19 protein-coding genes and 1 tRNA gene are annotated in these 18,939 nt (G+C 62.5%); 13 read left to right on the top strand and 7 right to left on the bottom strand.

The genetic code is table 11. The features are described 5' to 3' along the window. Positions 1-28: 28 nt before the first annotated feature. Positions 29-115 (bottom strand) — tRNA-Leu (locus K8I04_08495). Between the two features lie 104 nt (positions 116-219). On the opposite strand from K8I04_08495, the gene queA reads away from it, so the two are divergent. The 5 genes from queA to secF all read left to right on the top strand — a co-directional run bounded on the left by queA (position 220) and on the right by secF (position 5,885). Further along, entirely contained in the window at positions 220-1,263 is a 1,044-nt protein-coding gene (gene queA, locus K8I04_08490; GenBank protein ID MBZ0071744.1) for a tRNA preQ1(34) S-adenosylmethionine ribosyltransferase-isomerase QueA, read from the top strand. A gap of 25 nt (positions 1,264-1,288) precedes the next feature. Further along, a complete protein-coding gene (gene tgt / locus K8I04_08485) occupies positions 1,289-2,425 on the top strand; it encodes a tRNA guanosine(34) transglycosylase Tgt (GenBank protein ID MBZ0071743.1) in 1,137 nt (378 codons plus the stop codon). 83 nt (positions 2,426-2,508) lie between these two features. Beyond that, positions 2,509-2,832: a preprotein translocase subunit YajC gene (yajC, locus tag K8I04_08480; protein ID MBZ0071742.1), complete on the top strand. Its 324-nt coding sequence runs from the start codon at positions 2,509-2,511 to the stop codon at positions 2,830-2,832. 239 nt (positions 2,833-3,071) lie between these two features. Continuing rightward, a complete protein-coding gene (gene secD, locus K8I04_08475) occupies positions 3,072-4,937 on the top strand; it encodes a protein translocase subunit SecD (GenBank protein ID MBZ0071741.1) in 1,866 nt (621 codons plus the stop codon). A gap of 15 nt (positions 4,938-4,952) precedes the next feature. Beyond that, complete coding sequence (gene secF, locus K8I04_08470) at positions 4,953-5,885, top strand: protein translocase subunit SecF (GenBank protein MBZ0071740.1); 933 nt, start codon at positions 4,953-4,955, stop codon at positions 5,883-5,885. 145 nt (positions 5,886-6,030) lie between these two features. Here the strand turns inward: secF and K8I04_08465 are convergent, their stop codons facing one another. The 6 genes from K8I04_08465 to K8I04_08440 form a co-directional block, all read right to left on the bottom strand. Continuing rightward, positions 6,031-6,363: a hypothetical protein gene (locus K8I04_08465; protein MBZ0071739.1), complete on the bottom strand. Its 333-nt coding sequence runs from the start codon at positions 6,361-6,363 to the stop codon at positions 6,031-6,033. A 350-nt stretch (positions 6,364-6,713) separates the two neighbouring features. Then, on the bottom strand, positions 6,714-6,974 hold the full coding sequence (locus tag K8I04_08460; protein MBZ0071738.1) for a hypothetical protein: 261 nt from the start codon (positions 6,972-6,974) through the stop codon (positions 6,714-6,716). Between the two features lie 152 nt (positions 6,975-7,126). Next, positions 7,127-7,924 (bottom strand): inositol-1-monophosphatase, encoded by a 798-nt coding sequence (gene suhB, locus K8I04_08455; GenBank protein MBZ0071737.1) that lies wholly within the window; start codon positions 7,922-7,924, stop codon positions 7,127-7,129. 149 nt (positions 7,925-8,073) lie between these two features. Next, positions 8,074-8,958: an archaetidylserine decarboxylase gene (gene asd, locus K8I04_08450; GenBank protein ID MBZ0071736.1), complete on the bottom strand. Its 885-nt coding sequence runs from the start codon at positions 8,956-8,958 to the stop codon at positions 8,074-8,076. A gap of 15 nt (positions 8,959-8,973) precedes the next feature. Continuing rightward, positions 8,974-9,438 carry a copper chaperone PCu(A)C gene (locus tag K8I04_08445; GenBank protein MBZ0071735.1) on the bottom strand — a complete coding sequence of 155 codons (465 nt, stop codon included), beginning with the start codon at positions 9,436-9,438 and terminating at the stop codon, positions 8,974-8,976. Further along, positions 9,435-10,097, bottom strand: coding sequence for an SCO family protein (locus tag K8I04_08440; GenBank protein MBZ0071734.1), 663 nt, complete (start codon positions 10,095-10,097; stop codon positions 9,435-9,437). The genes K8I04_08445 and K8I04_08440 overlap by 4 nt, the downstream gene beginning before the upstream one ends. Positions 10,098-10,249: 152 nt before the next feature. Here K8I04_08440 and prmB point away from each other — a divergent pair, with 152 nt between their 5' ends. The 8 genes from prmB (at position 10,250) to aroC (ending at position 18,862) form a co-directional block, all read left to right on the top strand. Beyond that, positions 10,250-11,179, top strand: a complete 930-nt coding sequence (gene prmB, locus K8I04_08435) for a 50S ribosomal protein L3 N(5)-glutamine methyltransferase (protein ID MBZ0071733.1) — start codon at positions 10,250-10,252, stop codon at positions 11,177-11,179. A gap of 19 nt (positions 11,180-11,198) precedes the next feature. After that, on the top strand, positions 11,199-11,516 hold the full coding sequence (locus K8I04_08430; protein MBZ0071732.1) for a hypothetical protein: 318 nt from the start codon (positions 11,199-11,201) through the stop codon (positions 11,514-11,516). A 249-nt stretch (positions 11,517-11,765) separates the two neighbouring features. Then, positions 11,766-13,148, top strand: a complete 1,383-nt coding sequence (gene hemN / locus K8I04_08425; GenBank protein MBZ0071731.1) for an oxygen-independent coproporphyrinogen III oxidase — start codon at positions 11,766-11,768, stop codon at positions 13,146-13,148. A gap of 418 nt (positions 13,149-13,566) precedes the next feature. Further along, positions 13,567-13,983 (top strand): hypothetical protein, encoded by a 417-nt coding sequence (locus tag K8I04_08420; GenBank protein ID MBZ0071730.1) that lies wholly within the window; start codon positions 13,567-13,569, stop codon positions 13,981-13,983. 49 nt (positions 13,984-14,032) lie between these two features. Then, complete coding sequence (locus tag K8I04_08415; protein MBZ0071729.1) at positions 14,033-14,182, top strand: DUF5989 family protein; 150 nt, start codon at positions 14,033-14,035, stop codon at positions 14,180-14,182. A 14-nt stretch (positions 14,183-14,196) separates the two neighbouring features. Next, on the top strand, positions 14,197-16,032 hold the full coding sequence (locus K8I04_08410) for a carbamoyltransferase (protein MBZ0071728.1): 1,836 nt from the start codon (positions 14,197-14,199) through the stop codon (positions 16,030-16,032). An 86-nt stretch (positions 16,033-16,118) separates the two neighbouring features. Beyond that, positions 16,119-17,384 carry a hypothetical protein gene (locus K8I04_08405; GenBank protein MBZ0071727.1) on the top strand — a complete coding sequence of 422 codons (1,266 nt, stop codon included), beginning with the start codon at positions 16,119-16,121 and terminating at the stop codon, positions 17,382-17,384. A 377-nt stretch (positions 17,385-17,761) separates the two neighbouring features. Beyond that, on the top strand, positions 17,762-18,862 hold the full coding sequence (aroC, locus tag K8I04_08400) for a chorismate synthase (protein MBZ0071726.1): 1,101 nt from the start codon (positions 17,762-17,764) through the stop codon (positions 18,860-18,862). Positions 18,863-18,939 lie beyond the last annotated feature (77 nt).

Raw genomic sequence — 18,939 nt, 5'->3', positions numbered from 1 at the left:
TACAGAATACGTTAACAAACATATTTAATGGTGCCGGGAGCGAGACTCGAACTCGCACGGTGTCGCCACCGGTGGATTTTGAGTCCACTGCGTCTACCGATTCCGCCATCCCGGCATGACAGCCGGCTGCAGCATACTCTGCCTGGGCGGCCGGACAAGGGGGTTAGTATAAGCCATCCCGACGGATGGGCAAGCGCGCCTGTGATACCATGCCGCGCCATGCAGCGGAGTGATTTTTTCTTCGAACTTCCACCTGAACTGATCGCCCAGATACCGCTTCCGGAGCGTGCGGCCAGCCGCCTGCTGCACCTGGATGGGGCCGGGGCGAGCACTGATCGACGGTTCCGCGACCTGGCGGACCTGCTGCGTCCGGGGGACCTGCTGGTACTGAACGACACGCGGGTGATCCCGGCCCGCCTGCGCGGGCACAAGGATAGCGGCGGGCGGGTCGAGGTGCTGGTGGAGCGCCTGCTCGGCCCCCACCGCGTGCTGGCGCAGGTGCGCGCCAGCAAGTCACCCCGGGAGGGTGCGCGGCTGCACCTCCAAGGGCCCATCGAGGCAGTCGTGCTCAGCCGGGATGAGGCATTCTTCGTCCTGGAGCTGCGGGGCGACGCGGATGATGCCCTGACGCTGCTGGAGCGTCACGGACACATGCCGCTGCCGCCGTATATCACCCGCCCGGACGGCGCCGCCGACCGTGAGCGCTACCAGACGGTGTTCGCGCGTGCCCCCGGTGCGGTGGCGGCGCCGACGGCGGGGCTGCACTTCGAGGCGGGTTTTCTGGACGATCTTGTGGCTGCCGGCATCGATATCGCCTATGTCACGCTGCACGTCGGCGCCGGGACGTTCCAGCCGCTGCGGGTCGAACGTCTGGAAGATCACCACATGCATGCCGAGCGGGTCGAGGTCGGCGCCGCGACGTGTGCGCAGGTCGCGGCGGCCAAGGCGCAGGGCGGGCGTATTGTCGCCGCAGGTACCACCGTGGTCCGCAGCCTGGAGGCCGCGGCCCAGTCCGGACGACTGCAGCCCTATGCCGGCGATACACGGCTGTTCATCACGCCCGGATTCGAGTTCCGTGTGGTGGATGCCCTGATCACCAATTTTCATCTGCCGGAATCGACCCTGCTGATGCTGGTCTGTGCCTTCGGCGGCTATGCCGCGGTGATGCGCGCCTACCGGCACGCCGTCGAACAGCGTTACCGGTTCTTCAGCTACGGCGATGCGATGTATGTTGAAGGGCAGGGCCTAGGACCTAGGACCTAGGACCTAGGCCCTAGAACCTGAATTTATGAACTTCGAGATCCAGCACACGGACGGTAACGCGCGCAGAGGCGTTCTGACCCTGCCGCGCGGCGCCATCGACACGCCCGCGTTCATGCCCGTCGGCACCTACGGCACGGTGAAGGCGATGACGCCGGAGGAGGTGATCGCCACCGGTGCGCAGATCGTGCTGGGTAACACCTTTCATCTGCTGCTGCGTCCGGGCGTGGAGGTGATGCAGGCACACGGCGATCTGCATGACTTCATGCAGTGGCACGGGCCGATCCTGACCGACTCCGGTGGTTTCCAGGTATTCAGCCTGGGGGCGCTGCGTAAGATCACCGAGGCGGGCGTCACCTTCCGCTCACCGATCAACGGATCCAAGGTGTTTCTCGGCCCGGAGGAGTCCATGGCGGTACAGCGTGCCCTGGGCTCGGACATCGTCATGATCTTCGATGAATGCACTCCCTATCCGGCGACCGAGGCGCAGGTGCGTACCTCCATGGAACTGTCGCTGCGCTGGGCACGTCGTTCGCGGCAGGCTCACGACGCGACCGACGCGGATGGCCGCGGCAACCCGTCGGCCCTGTTCGGTATCGTGCAGGGCGGCATGTATCCGGAGCTGCGGGACATCTCGCTGGCAGGCCTGACGGACATCGGCTTCGATGGCTATGCCATCGGTGGCCTGTCGGTCGGTGAGACCGAGGCCGAGCGGCTGCATATCCTCGATCATCTGCTGCCGCGCATGCCCGTGGACCGGCCCCGTTATCTGATGGGGGTGGGGCGGCCTGAGGACATCGTCGAGGCGGTGCGCCGCGGCGTCGACATGTTCGACTGCGTCATGCCCACCCGCAACGCCCGCAACGGCCATCTGTTCACCCATACCGGGGTGGTGAAGATCCGCAACAGTCCCCACCGCACCGACACCGGCCCGCTGGACCCGGACTGCGACTGTTACACCTGCCGCCATTACAGCCGGGCCTACCTCTACCACCTGGACAAATGCGGCGAGATCCTGGGCGCACGCCTCAACACTATCCATAACCTGCACTATTATCAGACCCTGATGCGCGGCCTGCGCGCCGCCATCACCGCCGGGTCCCTGGCAGGCTTCGTGGCGGATTTCTACCGCAGGCGCGACCGGCCGGAGCCGCCTGTGCCATAATACCGGCCGCTTTGCCGGTGGGCCGGGGTGCCCGGTGGTGATGTTCGACCCGATTTCGTAACTCATTCTTTCAAGGAACCGCTATGAGCTTCTTCATCTCCAACGCCTGGGCGGCTGACGCGCCGGCGGCCAATCCGATCATGGGATTCCTGCCTCTGGTCCTGATCTTCGTGGTCTTTTATTTCCTGCTCATCCGTCCGCAGCAGAAGCGCGCCAAGGAACACAAGGCCATGGTCGAGGCGCTGAAGAAGGGTGATTGGGTGGTTACGACCGGCGGAATGCTTGGCCGGGTCACCGACCTGGGCGAGAACTTCGTCAGGCTGGAGGTGGCGGACAAGGTCGAGGTGAAGGTGCAGCGGCCGGCGATCACCGCGCTGATGCCGAAGGACGCGGTCAAGGAACTCTAAGAATACCGCGGCGATTCAGCCACCATCGTCCCCGTGGATGTGAAAATCCACGAGGCCCGGGGTGCCGGGTTCCGCAGTGGAGTCCGGAGTGGGGCCTGGGGTGGATGCTGGAGTGGATCCCAGAGTGGATCCTGGATTGGATCCGGGCATCCGCCGGGGTGACGAAGGAAGCGGTGCGGCGCTAGACATGCAGGGGTGGGTCGGATGCATCCTTGTCGGGCATTGGGGGCGGGAGTCAGATGATCAATCAGTATCCGTTGTGGAAGTATATCTTGATCGCGGTCGTGTTGGTCGTGGGTGTGGTCTATGCGTTGCCCAACCTGTACGGCGAGGATCCTGCCATTCAGGTATCGGCAACACGCACCGAGCAGGTCGACGAGGCGATCCGTGACCAGGTGCTGGGCGTGCTGCGTGATGCCGGCATCACCCCTAAGGCAGACGAACTCGGTGACGGCCGGCTGCTGGTACGCTTCAACGATACCGAGACCCAGTTGCAGGCCGCCGACCGGGTCGAGAAGGCTCTGGGCAACAAGTTCGTCGTGGCGCTGAACCTCGCCAGCGCCGAGCCCCGCTGGCTGCAGGCCTTCAACGCCATGCCCATGTATCTCGGTCTCGATTTGCGCGGCGGCGTGCACTTCCTGATGGAGGTCGACATGGCCGCCGTGGTGAAGCAGGCCGAGGAGCGTTACGTAGGCGAGTTTCGCGATTTCCTGCGCAAGCGCGCTGAACCCATTCGCTACATCAGCGTCGCCCGCGGCAGCAACGGCGTCATCGCCCAGTTCCGCAGTGCCGCCGAACGTGATCAGGCCCTGGCCGCACTGAAGGCTGAGTATGGTGATCTGGAATTCAGCACCTCCGAGAGCGCCGATACGTGGACGCTGACGGCTACGATCGGCGAGCAGCAGCGGCGCGAGATCCGTAATTTCGCCCTGCAGCAGAACATCACGACGTTGCGCAACCGCGTCAACGAGCTGGGTGTGGCTGAGCCGGTCATCCAGCAACAGGGTGACAGCCGCGTGGTGGTGCAACTGCCCGGTGTCCAGGACACGGCCCGTGCCAAGGAGATTCTGGGTGCGACCGCAACCCTGGAATTCCGCATGGTGGATGAGGGGCACGACGCCGCTGCGGCGGCCGCCAGCGGCCGTATCCCGGCCGGCAGCGAGCTGTACCGGGAGCGCAACGGCAACCCTGTGCTGCTCGACCGGCGCGTCATCCTGACCGGCGACTACATCACCGACGCCGCCTCCGGCTTCGACCGTGACAGCGGTGGTGCGGCGGTGTTCATCACCCTCGATGGCAAGGGTGGCCGCCTGATGACCAATGCGACCAAAGACGCCATCGGCAAGTTGATGGCCGTGGTCTTCATCGAAAACAAGGTCGAGACGCACGAGGTCGACGGCCAATTGGTCAAGGACCGGCGCGTGGTGAAGGAGGTCATCAACATCGCCCGCATTCGCGATCAGCTCGGCAACCGTTTTCAGATCACCGGCCTGGACAACCCGCAGGAGGCGCGCAACCTGGCGCTGCTGCTGCGTGCCGGCGCACTGGCGGCGCCCATCGAGATCATCGAGGAGCGCACCGTCGGGCCGAGCCTCGGCCGCGACAACATCAACCAGGGCTTCATGTCGGTGGTCATCGGCATGGCGCTGGTACTGGTGTTCATGGCGGTCTACTACCGTGTATTCGGACTGTTCGCCAACGTCGCGCTGCTGGCGAACGTGGTATTGATCATCGCGCTGCTGTCGATGCTGCAGGCCACCCTGACCCTGCCGGGTATCGCCGGCATCGTGCTGACCATGGGCATGGCGGTGGACGCCAACGTGCTCATCAACGAACGTATCCGCGAGGAGCTGCGCAACGGTAACAGCCCGCAGGCGGCGATCCATGCCGGCTACGAAAAGGCCTTCGGGACCATCGCCGATGCGAACATCACCACACTGATCGCCGCACTGGTGCTGTTCAGCTTCGGTACGGGGCCGGTGAAAGGCTTTGCCGTGGTGTTGTCGCTGGGTATCGTGACCTCGATGTTCACGGCCATCATGGTCACCCGCTCCATCGTCAATCTCGTCTACGGCGGCCGCCGCGTCAGCCGCCTGTCGATCTAGCCCAGAGGGCCTGTCATGGAGATCTTCAAAGTCAACAGTACCTTCGATTTCATGGGCAAGCGCAAGCTGGCCATGGTGCTGTCGATCATCGTCACCCTCATCTGCCTGGGCTCGATCCTGTTCCGGGGTTTCAACTTAGGTATCGACTTCACCGGTGGCACGCTGCTCGAAGTGGCCTATCCGGATGGTGCCGACCTCAACGCCGTGCGCACGGCGCTGGCCGGGGATTTCACCGATGCCCAGGTGCAGCATTTCGGCAGTGCCAGCGATGTACTGATCCGGATGGCGCCACGCCCGGAGGAGAGCAGCGCAGCCCTGAGCGAACGCGTGCTCCAGGCACTGCGGCAGGATACGCCCGCTGTGGAGATGCGACGGGTGGAATTCGTCGGGCCGCAGGTGGGTCAGGAGCTGATCGAAAAGGGTGGGCTGGCGATCACCTTCGCCCTGATCGGTATCTTGATCTATGTCGCGCTGCGCTTCGAGTACCGATTCGCAGTAGGCGCCATCGTGGCCACGCTGCACGATGTCATTGTGACGGTGGGTATCTTCAGCCTGTTCCGCCTGGAGTTCGACCTGACGATACTGGCGGCGGTGCTGGCGGTGATCGGCTATTCACTGAACGATACCATCGTCGTCTTCGACCGTATCCGCGAGAATTTCCGACGCATACGCAAGGGCAGTCCGCTGGAGATCATGAATATCGCGATCAACGAGACCCTGTCACGCACCATCATGACCTCGGCCACGACGTTGCTGGTGGTGCTCGCCATGCTGTATTTCGGTGGCAAGGTGATCCACGGCTTCTCGCTGGCGCTGGTGATCGGCATCGTGGTCGGCACCTATTCATCGATCTTCATGGCCAGCGCCACCGTGCTCGGCCTGGGCCTGAGTAAGAGCGACCTCCTGCCGGTCGCCAAGGAAGGGGCCGAGCGGAACGAACGACCGTAGCACCAGCGGGCGTCCCCAGACATAAAACAGGCACCGCAGGCAGATGCGGCAGGACCTCATGAGGGGTTTCCCGCATCTGTCTGCGGTGCCTTCGTTTGCGGGGTCCGCCAGCGATCTCGCGGCGGACCCCGCATCCCGTACCGGCTCAACGCGCCTTGCGCACCTCGTCGAAGGGATCCGGTTCCTCCACACTGGGCAGGATCTTGCTGCACAGTCGCCCGGAGCGCTCGTCGCGGCCCTCCGAGTCGGTGTTGCGGAGCGACAGGTAGGCCCAGGTCGCCGCGATGCCCCAGAGTCCGAGTCCCAATACGATGGTCTGCCAGCCGGTGCCGTCGGCCGGTCCGCCCCAGAGGGCGCCGTAGAGGATGCTGACGATACCGGTGAGCCAGAACACGCCGATGGGCGCGGCACAGCAACTGGCACAGCCGTAGCGGCAGGCGGCAACGGGAGGGGTCAGGAGGGTGAGCAGAGTTTTCATGTTATACACCGGCCTCTCGTTGGGGATGGGCGGTCGCAGTCCATCTGATCGGACTTAGACTGTGTATAACACAATTGTCATGACAGGGAAATCGAACAGATCTGCAGAAAGCCGGCGCCGCTGCAGGGTAGGCATCATGCCCGACCGTTGCAGCTGGGAGGTCATTTCAGCCACGGGGGCAGATGGAAGGCCCTGAAGTACAGAATATTCTTGAAGTGGCCGCGCGCCGCCTTCCGGATGACCGTGGCGCCTGCGCGGAGGCGCTGGTCTCATCCTTTTTCCCCGTGTACTTTCGTGGCAAATTCAGTTTCTGAGTGCAACGCTCGGAGTGGGTGGCGCTCGCGACGGGATCAGCCGCCATGGGCGCGTCTGCGGGGTGTACGGACGGTGGGGAAACGCAGCAGCTGGGCCGGGGTCGTGAACGGCGGCTGCGCCGGGACGGCTGGGGTCTCGGGGAGCGGACGTTCGATGCCCAGTATCTCGAAGCAGCCCGATCCGAAGCGGTAGACATCCAGGCAGACCAGTTCCTCCAGGCCATCCAGGACGTCACGCATGGACAATTCCAGGCGGAGCTTGTGGCGGGCGGCGGGGCTGAGGCGCGTCAGGTCCATGCGGTGTTCCCAGGCTCTTCAAAGGCACCGCTGCAGCCGGCGCGGACCCGTTGGATGATGCGGGTGATGCCGAGTATGTCGGGTTTGGTCTGGAGAACTTGAGTGCTGGAACGGCGCGGTGGACGCCCGTATACAGATGACGCGCTGCTGCCTCAGCCCTGTAGATCGGGCGTCAGGTGCGGCCGTATCGCCTTGATCAGCGCCGCGAATATCTTGGCATTGCCGGCGACGATGTTGCCGTTCTTGATGAAGCTTGGGCCGCCGGTGAAATCACCGACGATGCCACCCGCCTCCTGGATCAGCAGCGCACCGGCGGCCAGGTCCCAGGGGCGTAGTCCGATCTCCCAGAAACCGTCGAGCCGGCCGGCGGCCACATAGGCCAGATCCAGCGCCGCCGAGCCGGGGCGACGCACCCCGGCGGTCTCCTGGATGAGGTCCTTGAACATCCCCAGATAGGCATCCAGATGCTGGTGGTCCTTGTAGGGGAAGCCGGTACCGAGCAGGGCCCCGGTCAGGGTGGTGCGCGGGCTCACGCGCAGCCGGCGGTTGTTGAGCATGGCACCCGCGCCGCGGGTGGCGGTAAACAGCTCCTGGCGCAGTGGATCGTAGACCACCCCCTGTTCCAGGCGGCCCTTGTGCAACAGGGCGATGGAGACGGCGAACTGCGGGAACCCGTGCAGAAAGTTGGTGGTCCCGTCGAGCGGATCGATGACCCACTGGAACTCATTACCGGCATGGCTGCCGCTTTCCTCGGCCAGAATGGAATGCTGCGGATAGGCCTTGCGCAGCACGCGGATAATCGTGTCCTCGGCCTGGCGGTCGACCTCGGACACGAAATCGTTGCGGTCCTTGCTGATTACCGCTACCTGATCGAGTCGATCCACGTAGCGCACAATGAGGTCGCCCGCGGCGCGCGCGGCGCGCGTGGCAATATTGAGCATCGGGTGCATGGCCGGAGTCCGGAGGGTGTCTCTACATCGGCGGGCAAGGATAGCAGAGTTCGCCGGGACGTGCCGGAAAATACCTGCCGCGGCGCAGCGGTTTCCGTGGCAACAACCGGTTAAAGTACGTGCCGTTCCCGTCCCACCCTTATCCTTCCTTATCTTTCCAGGCGGCCGATCGTCCGCCCCATACGCAGTGCCTGGCCGGCGCTGAGCCCGGCCTCCCAGCGGACGCGGTCCTCGCCGAACAGCAGGATCACCGTCGAGCCCATATTGAAGCGGCCCATTTCCGTGCCGCGCGCCAGCTGGACCGCCGGTGTGGCGGTGCTGAACGACTGCCGGCGGATACGGTGCCCGTGGGGCGGCGTGACGACGCCCGCCCAGACGGTCTCGATGCAGGCGACGAACAGCGCACCCACCAGCACCATCGCCATGGGACCGGCCTCGGTATCGAACCGGGCCACCAGGCGTTCGTTGCGGGCAAACACGCGTGGTACCCGGCGCACGGTGTGCGGCGCGACGCTGAACAGCCGGCCGGGGACGTACACCGTGTCCGTCAGCGTGCCGGCCAGCGGCATATGGATGCGGTGATAATCGCGCGGCGACAGATAGAGCGTGGCAAAGGAGCCGTTGCGAAAGGGTGCCGCCAGCTCGGCGTCACCGCCCAGCAGTTCCAACAGGTTGTAGTCGCGGCCCTTGGCCTGAAAGATCCGGTCGGCGTCGATGCGGCCGGCCTGACTGACGCGACCATCCACCGGCGAGACGATTGCCCCGGGGGTGGCATCAATGGGGCGTGCGTCGGGCTGCAGTGCGCGGGTGAAAAAGGCATTGAAGCTGCGGTAGTCGCGCGGGTCGGTGTGCACGGCATCGGCGAGGCTGATGCCGAAGCGACGGCGGAAGGCACCGATCAGCCGTTGCGTCCACCAGCGCTGTTCGACGCGGGTCGCGGCCAACACCAGCCGTGACAGGGCATGATGGGGTAGCAGGTATTGCGGCCAGACATACAGAAAGTCACTGACGGCAGCGCGGTCGTCGGGGGACATGGACAACGGCTGGCGTCAGTGATGCATATGATGGCTGTGGTCCGTGGCCGGCTCACCGTCACGGCGTACCTCGGCATGGACCTCCAGCGTCGCGCCGTCGTCCAGCCGCAGTTCAATCACGACATGGTCACCCTGCACCACGGGCGCCTGCGGTGCGATCAGCATGAGGTGCAGGCCACCGGGTTCCAGCGCAACGGTGGTGCCTGCTTCCACGGTCAGTTCCGGCTGCGGGATCATGCGCGCCATGCCAGCGACGATCTCGGTGCGGTGGATCTCGGCACGTTGGCAGCACGCGCTGGTGGCATCGGTAATGATGCGCGCCTGGTCGCCGGGGTTGGTGATCTGCATGTAAGCAGCCAGCACCTGCGCGGTCGGCGGGGCCTCGCGCACCCAGGCATCATTGACGACGAGCGGGGCGGCCTGTGCGGCGGTGTGGAACAGGGCGGCGAGGGCGATCGACGGCAGGGTGCGGAGTCTCATTGCTGGGCCTCGTAGTAGTGTGTCAGCTGCTGGTAGTCACGGGCGATGACGAGCGGATCCAGCGGGCCGGAAAACAGGGCGTGGAAACGTGCCTGGGGATCGATCAGCACCACCGAGGCGCTGTGGTCCACGAGATAGCCATCGGGGCTGTCGGTATCCACTTTCATATGCATGATGCCGAGCTGTCGGGTGAAGGCGTCGATGGCCGGCGGCGTCCCGGTCACGCCGAGAAATGTCTTGTTGAAGTACGGCACGAATTTGCTCAACTGTTCGGGCGTGTCGCGCTCAGGGTCGACGGAGACGAAGGCGAACTGCGCCAGTGGCGGCGGTTCTTCCAGTTCGGCCATGCGCCGGGCCGCGGCATTGAGCGTGGCCATGGTGGTCGGACACACGTCCGGGCAATGGGTGTAGCCGAAGAACAGGAAGGTCCAGTGCCCACGCAGTCGGTCCAGGTCGAAGGGCTGACCATGATGGTCGACGAGGTCGAAGGCCTGCAGGGGGCGCGGCTCATCCAGGCGGACCGTACCGGGGCTGAGCGTCGGCGGTGGCGGCGCCTGCCGCGACTGCAACGCGAGCCACAGGCCGGCAGCCAGGGCGGCGATACCCAGGAGCCAGACGGCCAGGCCTTTGCCCCCTTGTCGGTGTGCGGTGCTGTGCATGAGGCGGGATTATCCCACAGTCGGTCGGTCCGGCCTATCCCGTCGTTTCCGGCAGTGCCTGGCGACAGCGGGCGGTGATCCTTCACGGGGGCGGGGAATCCGTTATCATACAAGGCCCGATCAGGCCAGGCGCGGGCCAGGAAACAGTAACGATGGACAATCCGGATTCCGTAGTGCAGGTGCTGGGTACGGTGCGCGACTTCATCCGCTGGGGGGCGAGTCGCTTCAACGAGCATGAACTCGCCTTTGGCCATGGCACTGACAATGCCATCGATGAGGCGGGCATCCTGGTGATGCACGCCCTGCACCTGCCCATGGACATGCCCGGCGCCTACCTGGATGCAAGCCTGACCCTCGACGAACGGCACGCCGTGGTCGACCTGCTGCGCACTCGCTTCAAGGAACGGATCCCGGCCGCCTATCTCATGGGTGAGGCCTGGTTCGCCGGTTTGCCTTTCCACGTGGATGACCGCGTGCTGATCCCGCGCTCGCCGATCGCAGAACTGATCGAGACACAGTTTTCGCCCTGGATCGAGCCGCAGCGGGTGTCCGCAGTCCTCGATCTGTGCTCTGGCAGCGGTTGCATCGCCATCGCCTGTGCGCATTATTTCGAGCATGCCCGGGTCGATGGTACGGACCTGTCGGTGGACGCGCTGGCGGTGGCCTGGCGCAATGTCGAGCGCCACCAACTGGCCGACCGGGTCGAGCTGATCTCATCCGATCTGTTCGCCGCACTCGAGGGGCGCCGCTACGACATCATCGTCAGCAATCCACCCTATGTGGATGCGGCCGCCATGGCGGCGTTGCCGTTGGAGTATCGCCATGAGCCGGTCCTCGGGCTTGCGGGCGGGGAAGACGGCCTGCATTTCGTACTACGCATACTGCAGGCCGCCGGCGCTCATCTGAACCCTCGGGGCATTCTGGTGGTCGAAGTCGGCAACAGCGCGCCGGCACTGATCGAGCGCCTCCCGCAGGTTCCCTTCGTGTGGCTGGAATTCGCCCGCGGGGGCGACGGCGTGCTGTTGCTGACGACCGAGCAGCTGGCCGAGCACCAGGCCGATTTCGATGCCGCCTTGACGTAATCGCGCACCGGAGCAGGATATGGATCACCGTCCCAAGACCGCTGAACAGCATGTGGACCGGCTCGACCAGGCCCGGCTCGAGTTCGGCGATCTGCGCGTCGCCGACGAATACGACACGAACTCCATGGGTGACGTCCTGGATTTTCGCAGTTTGCTCGAGCGCGATGTGGTTGCGCTCAAGCAGGTGTTGATCGCAGGTCGCTACCCGTTCGGCAAGATCGACCTGCCGTTCATGCGCATTGTCGAGCAACAGAGTGGCCGGGTATTGTCTTCGAAGGACCTGTTGCGCATGGTCAATGCCACGCATCTACTGGGGTTGAACACCGGCCCGAGGTGAGCCGGTCGGCTTGATATAAGTCATCGCCTATGTCACCGACCATTCCCTATGATCCTGAAAACCGCATTTGCCACGGAAGCACACGGAAAAACACTGACAAGGTCATTACGCTTCACAGCTACAGCCCTTCTCATCCGCCAAGCGCTGAGCCGGGGCTTCACGACGTGGTTTCATTTCAGCGCCTGCCGTGTGCTTCGGTGACTGAAATGAGTTTTCAGGTTGATTGAGCGCAACCCGCGAGAGGCCCGCATGCACCAGACACTCGAATTCGATCCGGACCTGATCCGGCGTTATGACGCCAGCGGCCCGCGCTACACCTCCTATCCAACTGCGGTGCAGTTCACCGAAGAATTCGGTGAGTCGCGCTACCGCGAGCTGGCGCAGGCGAGCAATGCGGGTGGGGCACCGCTGTCGCTGTATTTCCACATCCCCTTCTGCGACACGGTGTGCTTCTACTGTGCCTGCAACAAGATCATCACCAAGAACCGCAAGCGTGCCGTTCCCTATCTGGACCAGCTGTTCCGCGAGATCGCGCTGCAGGGTGCGCTGTTCGACCGCAGCCGTCCGGTGGACCAGCTGCACTGGGGCGGCGGCACGCCCACCTTCATCAGCCATCAGCAGATGCGCGACCTGATGCGCGTGACCGGCGAGCACTTCCAGCTGCGCGACGACGACAGCGGCGAATATTCCATCGAGGTGGACCCGCGCGAGGCCGATGCCGAGACCATTGCGGTGTTGCGTGAGCTGGGCTTCAACCGTCTCAGCCTGGGGGTGCAGGATTTCGACGCGCGCGTGCAGCAGGCTGTCAACCGCATCCAGTCCGAGGAGGAGACCTGGGCGGTGATGAACGCGGCTCGCCGCGAGGGCTTCAAGTCGGCCAGCGTGGATCTGATCTACGGTCTGCCGCTGCAGACACTGGACAGCTTCGCCGTGACCCTCGACAAGGTCATCACAGCGGGACCGGACCGCTTGTCCGTGTTCAACTATGCGCACCTGCCACAGATGTTCAAGACACAGCGCCAGATCGACACGGCGCAGCTGCCGAGCGCCGAGGAGAAACTGGAGATCCTCGGCCTGACCATCGAGAAACTCACCGGGGCGGGATATCTGTACATCGGCATGGATCATTTCGCGCGCCCGGACGACGAGCTGGCAGTGGCGCAGCGCGAGGGTACGCTGTACCGCAACTTCCAGGGCTATTCGACCCACGCGAACTGTGATCTGGTGGCCATGGGTGCGACCGCGATCAGTATGGTCGGCAACAGTTACAGCCAGAATCTCAAGTCGCTGGAGGATTATGCGGTGCGCATCGACGCCGGTTCGCTGCCGGTGTTCCGCGGCGTGGAGCTACAGGCCGACGATCTGCTGCGACGCGAGGTCATCACCCGGCTGATCTGCAATTTCGAGCTGGACTACGCGGCCATCGGCCGTCGCTTCGGCATCAGCTTCGAGACTTACTTCCAGCCGGAACTGGCGGCCTTGCAGACCATGGAGGACGACGGTCTGCTGGAGCGTCGCAGCGACGGACTGCGGGTGCTGCCGCGCGGCCGCCTGCTGATCCGCAACATCTGCATGCAGTTCGATCGCTACCTCAAGACCGGCCGCGAGCAGCGCTTCTCTAAAGTCATCTGACCTGCTTCCTACAGTTTGAGGCTGGATCGGCTGTGAGCTTAACGGTGTAACTCATTTATTCCGCTGTAATTACTTATATCGCCCTCGTGTCGACTAGCCGGCGGCCGGGGCAGGCTGTGGTTTTCAGCATTGCCTGACAGCGATATAAGTAAAATTCCGTGATCGTACAAGCTCATTTACATAGACTTGATAGCAATGGACTAATACCCTTCCCCATACGCTACCCGCGGACGCTGATTGGGAGCCGCCCCTGTGGCGAGTCATGGACAGAGCCTGCGCAACCGTGTCAAGGGCCGGGTCAGCGTGGGACGGAGCGATCGGGTGCGCATCTTTGAATAAAGGCGCCGGATCGACTAGACAACAATAAAACGGGCGGTATCCGATGATTGGTATGACAAATCCCAAGCAAGCCGGCCGCATGCATGAGGAACTCGTGGACCGCACAGAGGTGCGGCGAGGCTCCGAGCGGTCGTTCGGTATCGTGTTTGCGGTGGTGTTCGCGATCATCGGTCTGTTACCGCTCCTACGCTCTCATTCACCGTTTTACTGGTCGTTTGGCGTTGCGGCTGCCTTCCTGATTGCAGCTTTCCTCACGCCTTGGGCATTGGCGTCGCTCAATCAGCTCTGGTTCCGGTTCGGGCTCCTGCTGCACGCCATCATCAGCCCGCTGATCATGGGATTGCTCTTCTACCTCGCTGTGACTCCGACTGGGCTGGTGATGCGGCTTCTGGGCAAAGACCTTCTACGTTTGAAATTTGACCCTGAGGCAGAGTCCTATTGGATCAAGCGTGATCCGCCAGGTCCTGCGCGCGACAGCTTTGACAACCAATTTTGAACAAAAACAGAATAAAAATTCAAACTATTAAGATAGCCGGGGAGATGCGATGAGTATGGTAAAAGAATTATGGATGTTCATGCGGGTTCGCAAGAAATTCTGGTTGCTGCCCATCATGTTCATGATGCTTGTGCTCGGCGGGTTGGTAGTGCTGACCAAGGGCTCAGCGGTCGCGCCATTCATCTACACTTTGTTCTAAAGGGCGCTAGAGTCATGCGAGTGCTGGGCATCTCGGCTTACTACCATGACAGTGCAGCGGCCTTGGTCGAGGACGGGCGAATACGCTTCGCAGCACAGGAGGAGCGGTTCACACGCAAGAAGCATGACTCATCCTTCCCACGCAATGCCGTGGCGTTCTGTCTCGACGAGGCCGGTATCGGCCCCGAAGACATCGATCATGTTGCGTTCTATGACAAGCCGTTTCTCAAATTCGAGCGGCTGCTGGAGACCTATGTCGCCTATGCGCCGCGGGGCTTCAAATCCTTCAAGATGGCGATTCCGCTCTGGTTGAGGGAGAAGCTTTTTCAGAAAGACTTGCTATCTAGTGAGCTCAAGAAGCGTTATCCCGGTGTGGACTGGTCCGGCCGGCTGCTGTTCTCGGAGCACCATCTCAGCCACGCTGCGAGCGCATATTTCCCTTCACCCTACGACAAGGCTGTGGTGCTGACCATGGACGGTGTCGGCGAGTGGGCCACGACCTCGGTTGCGCTCGGTATCGGCGACAGCCTGGAGATCCAGAAGGAGCTACATTTCCCGCATTCCCTGGGTCTGCTGTATTCGGCCTTCACGTATTATACCGGTTTCAAGGTGAATTCCGGTGAATACAAGGTTATGGGGCTTGCCCCGTACGGCGAGCCCAGGTTCAAGGACCTGATCCTGGACAAGCTCGTGGACCTCAAGCCGGATGGCACTTTTCGTCTGGATATGGACTACTTCAACTATTGCACCGGGCTGACGATGACCAACACGCGTTTCGACGCGTTATTCGGTGCACCACCCCGCATGTCCGAGGATCGGGTCGAACAACGGCAGATGGATCTCGCTGCTTCCGTGCAGGCCGTCACGGAAGAAATCGTGCTGCGTCTGACTCGCTCCCTCGCCAAGGAGTACGGTATCCCCAATCTCTGCCTGGCCGGCGGGGTAGCTTTGAATTGCGTAGCCAACGGCAAGATTCTGCGAGATGGTGCCTTCGAGTCGATCTGGGTTCAGCCTGCAGCTGGCGATGCCGGTGGTTCGTTGGGTGCTGCGATGGTGGCGGCGCACATGCAACTTGGCCTGCCCCGGGAGGCGCGCGGCAAGGGCGACCGGATGCAGGGCGCGTTCCTCGGCCCCCGCTTCAAACAGGCCGACGTTGAGCGGCGGCTCACGGCAGCGGGTGCCAGGTATCAAGTTCTGTCAGAGGATCAGACTGTACAGCGCACGGCCCAGGCACTCGCCGACGGCCTTGCGGTCGGCTGGTTCCAGGGTCGAATGGAGTTTGGTCCGCGCGCGCTCGGCGGAAGGTCAATTCTGGGCGATCCGCGTTCGCCGTCGATGCAGCGTGATCTGAACCTCAAGATCAAATTTCGGGAGAGTTTCCGCCCCTTCGCACCTTCTGTGCGGATTGAAGATGTCGCAGACTGGTTTGATCTGGATGGTGAATCGCCCTATATGCTCATCGTCGCCGATGTGAAACCATCGCGGCGGCGACAGATAACCGATGATGAGCAGCGCCTTTCTGGCATCGACAAACTGAACGTGCCTCGTTCAGAAATCCCCGCAGTGACCCACGTCGATTATTCGGCGCGTATCCAGACGGTCGAGCAGGACGTCAATCCGCGATATCATGCGCTGCTGACAAAGTTCAAGAGCCTCACAGGCTGTCCTATGCTGGTGAACACCAGCTTCAATGTGCGCGGCGAACCCATCGTCTGTACGCCGGAGGACGCGTTCCGGTGCTTCATGGGGACCAACCTCGACGTGCTCGTGGTCGAGAACTGCATCCTGGAGAAGTCGGAACAGGACCAGTCCCTGCTGCTTGATTATAAGAATGCATTCGAACTTGATTGATGGCCGGTTTTTCCGCTGACCATGGATTTTGGATTGTCTATAACCCATAGGTGATTCGAAGGTCATCGAAACAAGGGTGCCTGCCCATGACTTTGAAAAAGTTTGCACTTCGTATTCTGGTTGCATTCATCGCCTTTCATGTCGTTGCGATCTTCGCGCCGATTACGCCCTACGGGTTGCTATTCGTCATGCTGGTCGCAGCCGTGACCCTGCTGATCGATCATCGCAATGGTTTGCTGCTGGTCGTTTCCTCTTTCATGCTGGTGCTCACGCTGGAGGTCTTTGTACGCCTCAGTGGCGGGAGTGTCATAACTCCTTACTACCGGGCGCATGAAATGCTCGCCGAGGAAACCCGCTATCGTGCAAATCAGCATATCGAAATACTCGAACAACATGGTGATCTGCTGGCGATAGACCCGCGTCTTGATCGCGCGCTGTCGCAGCCGAGAGAGGTCGTCTTCAATACGGATTCCCGCGGATTCCGCAACGATGCCGATCTCGAATCCGAGCGATTGCTCATTGTCGGTGATTCCTTCGTCGTCGGAACGGGAAACACGCAGGCGGATATGCTCACGGCCCAACTGAGGCGGGAGTACGGTATTGCTGCCTACAGCATGAGTTTCCCGGCGGGCCCGTTTCAGTACGCTAATACCGTCGAGGCTGCCCGCACCGAACTGGATGGGGACGCATGCATCGTCGTGGTGATGTTCGAAGGCAATGATTTTCAGCTTATCGATCCCGCCGAATTGGCGGCGCGCAAGGCCGTGCCGAGAGGCGCCCAAGAGTTCGTGAAAGCCTATTTCGGTGCGATCAAGGCGCCGTTCGAGGTATCAAAAGTCTTCTATGGGTTGTATACCCAGGCAATCGAACGATTGCGTGTGCCGGAGGTCGATACTATGGCGAATGCGGGGTCAGGGGTGACATTCGTGAGTAACGTCGCAGGCGCGCCGATGATATTCCTGCGAGGTTACACCGAGGTCGTGCAGCGTGATAGCTATGACGATTTCAATTATATCCAGGATCAATTTGCTAGGGGAACGCCCGATCTGATCGTGTTTGTTCCAGAGAAGTATCGGGTGTACGGGCAATTGCTGGATGAGCACCCAGCCGTCGGGATGCCACAGGCGCAGTTCAACCACCTGGCCAAGGTTGCAGCTGTACTGGATGTGCCGCTCTTGGATTTAACCAATCCGATGCTCGAGCGTTCACGCGAACTGCTGCAGCAGGGCGAACTGACCTACTGGCGTGACGATACGCATTGGAACCGTGCAGGCATCGAGGTTGCTGCGCAAGAACTGGCACGTGCCCTGGCAGCACATAGAAAGGTCACATGCAGTGGCTCTTCTGAGTGATGTCTGTCTACGATACTGTATTGATTTTTTTCGATTGGTTCGTGCGTCGTCGGGTATGCCATGCTACCGAACAGGGGCCCAGGAGCGGTGCCGATACATCAAGCTCTCCGGAATCACTAGGTCATGCTTCCCCAGCTGATCGAGCAGCAGGTGGTCTTGAGGGTTCGCTTCCTCGCGTGATTGTCGATCTTGGAGTCGAGCTTACAGTTTCTGCGATTCACCGTGCTTTACCCCATCGAGGGAAATGCTCGATGGATGATCGCCGAGAGGTTTGATCGGAGCTTCTGTATGCACCCGTGTGGGAGCTGTCTGCGCGGAGCCAGGAATTTTTATCTGAGGTAGCGACGGCGCCGGGTGAAGCGGCTACAATAGCCGCCATGTCAGGAAACAGCTTCGGCAAACTCTTTATCGTCACGTCCTTCGGCGAGAGCCATGGCCCGGCCATCGGCTGCGTCGTTGACGGCTGTCCGCCCGGACTGGAGCTGAGCGAAGCGGATCTGCAGCATGACCTCGACCGGCGCAAGCCCGGCAAGAGCCGGCACACCACCCAGCGCCGCGAGGCCGATGCGGTGCAGATCCTCTCCGGCGTGTTCGAGGGCCGCACCACCGGCACCCCCATCGGTCTGGTCATCCACAACACCGATCAGCGTTCCAAGGACTATTCCAATATCCTCGACCGCTTTCGGCCGGGGCACGCGGACTACACCTACCAGCAGAAATACGGCTTCCGCGACTATCGCGGCGGTGGCCGCTCCTCGGCGCGTGAGACCGCCATGCGCGTGGCCGCCGGCGCCATCGCCAAGAAGTATCTGCGCACACACCACGGCCTGCGCATCCGTGGTTACCTGTCACAGCTCGGCCCCAACCGGCCGCGCGCCTTCGACTGGTCGGTGGTCGAGGATAACCCGTTCTTCTGGCCGGATGCGGCCGGGGTGCCCGAGCTGGAGGCCTATATGGATGCGCTGCGCAAGTCCGGTGATTCCATCGGTGCACGTGTCACGGTGGTGGCGGACGGCGTGCCTCCCGGCCTCGGTGAGCCGATCTTCGACCGCCTCGATGCCGAACTCGCCCACGCGCTCATGAGCATCAATGCCGTCAAGGGCGTAGAGATCGGTGCCGGCTTTGCCTGCGTGGAACAGAAGGGTACCGAGCACCGCGACGAGATCACCCCGCAGGGCTTCCTGAGCAATAATGCCGGCGGTATCCTCGGCGGCATTTCTTCCGGGCAGGACATCGTCGCCAGTATCGCGCTCAAGCCGACGTCCAGCATCCGTCTGCCGGGACGTTCCGTGAACCTCGACGGCGCGCCGGTGGAGGTCGTCACTCACGGCCGCCATGATCCCTGTGTCGGCATCCGTGCCACGCCGATCGCCGAGGCCATGGTTGCCCTGGTACTGATGGATCATCTGTTGCGCCAGCGCGCGCAGAATCCGGACGTGAAGTCCCGCACGCCGATCATTCCGGCTGCAGCGGAGTGACCTCGGCTGGCAACAGCCGCGGTCGCGGCCCATTCAAGTATTGATAGAATCCTCGCGGTGGCAGGCGGCCGCATCGG

This window comes from Gammaproteobacteria bacterium (assembly GCA_019911805.1).
In the GTDB taxonomy this organism is placed as follows: domain Bacteria; phylum Pseudomonadota; class Gammaproteobacteria; order Thiohalobacterales; family Thiohalobacteraceae; genus JAHJQQ01.
The sequence above is the reverse complement of the archived record's forward strand: the minus strand, read 5'-3'. Positions and strand labels throughout refer to the sequence as shown.

Excerpts from the sequence above, each read along its gene's own strand:
- queA (MBZ0071744.1), top strand. The coding sequence starts at position 220 with ATGCAGCGGAGTGATTTTTTCTTCGAACTTCCACCTGAACTGATCGCC.
- tgt (MBZ0071743.1), top strand. The coding sequence starts at position 1,289 with ATGAACTTCGAGATCCAGCACACGGACGGTAACGCGCGCAGAGGCGTT.
- yajC (MBZ0071742.1), top strand. The coding sequence starts at position 2,509 with ATGAGCTTCTTCATCTCCAACGCCTGGGCGGCTGACGCGCCGGCGGCC.
- secD (MBZ0071741.1), top strand. The coding sequence starts at position 3,072 with ATGATCAATCAGTATCCGTTGTGGAAGTATATCTTGATCGCGGTCGTG.
- secF (MBZ0071740.1), top strand. The coding sequence starts at position 4,953 with ATGGAGATCTTCAAAGTCAACAGTACCTTCGATTTCATGGGCAAGCGC.
- K8I04_08465 (MBZ0071739.1), bottom strand. The coding sequence starts at position 6,363 with ATGAAAACTCTGCTCACCCTCCTGACCCCTCCCGTTGCCGCCTGCCGC.
- K8I04_08460 (MBZ0071738.1), bottom strand. The coding sequence starts at position 6,974 with ATGGACCTGACGCGCCTCAGCCCCGCCGCCCGCCACAAGCTCCGCCTG.
- suhB (MBZ0071737.1), bottom strand. The coding sequence starts at position 7,924 with ATGCACCCGATGCTCAATATTGCCACGCGCGCCGCGCGCGCCGCGGGC.
- asd (MBZ0071736.1), bottom strand. The coding sequence starts at position 8,958 with ATGTCCCCCGACGACCGCGCTGCCGTCAGTGACTTTCTGTATGTCTGG.
- K8I04_08445 (MBZ0071735.1), bottom strand. The coding sequence starts at position 9,438 with ATGAGACTCCGCACCCTGCCGTCGATCGCCCTCGCCGCCCTGTTCCAC.
- K8I04_08440 (MBZ0071734.1), bottom strand. The coding sequence starts at position 10,097 with ATGCACAGCACCGCACACCGACAAGGGGGCAAAGGCCTGGCCGTCTGG.
- prmB (MBZ0071733.1), top strand. The coding sequence starts at position 10,250 with ATGGACAATCCGGATTCCGTAGTGCAGGTGCTGGGTACGGTGCGCGAC.
- K8I04_08430 (MBZ0071732.1), top strand. The coding sequence starts at position 11,199 with ATGGATCACCGTCCCAAGACCGCTGAACAGCATGTGGACCGGCTCGAC.
- hemN (MBZ0071731.1), top strand. The coding sequence starts at position 11,766 with ATGCACCAGACACTCGAATTCGATCCGGACCTGATCCGGCGTTATGAC.
- K8I04_08420 (MBZ0071730.1), top strand. The coding sequence starts at position 13,567 with ATGCATGAGGAACTCGTGGACCGCACAGAGGTGCGGCGAGGCTCCGAG.
- K8I04_08415 (MBZ0071729.1), top strand. The coding sequence starts at position 14,033 with ATGAGTATGGTAAAAGAATTATGGATGTTCATGCGGGTTCGCAAGAAA.
- K8I04_08410 (MBZ0071728.1), top strand. The coding sequence starts at position 14,197 with ATGCGAGTGCTGGGCATCTCGGCTTACTACCATGACAGTGCAGCGGCC.
- K8I04_08405 (MBZ0071727.1), top strand. The coding sequence starts at position 16,119 with ATGACTTTGAAAAAGTTTGCACTTCGTATTCTGGTTGCATTCATCGCC.
- aroC (MBZ0071726.1), top strand. The coding sequence starts at position 17,762 with ATGTCAGGAAACAGCTTCGGCAAACTCTTTATCGTCACGTCCTTCGGC.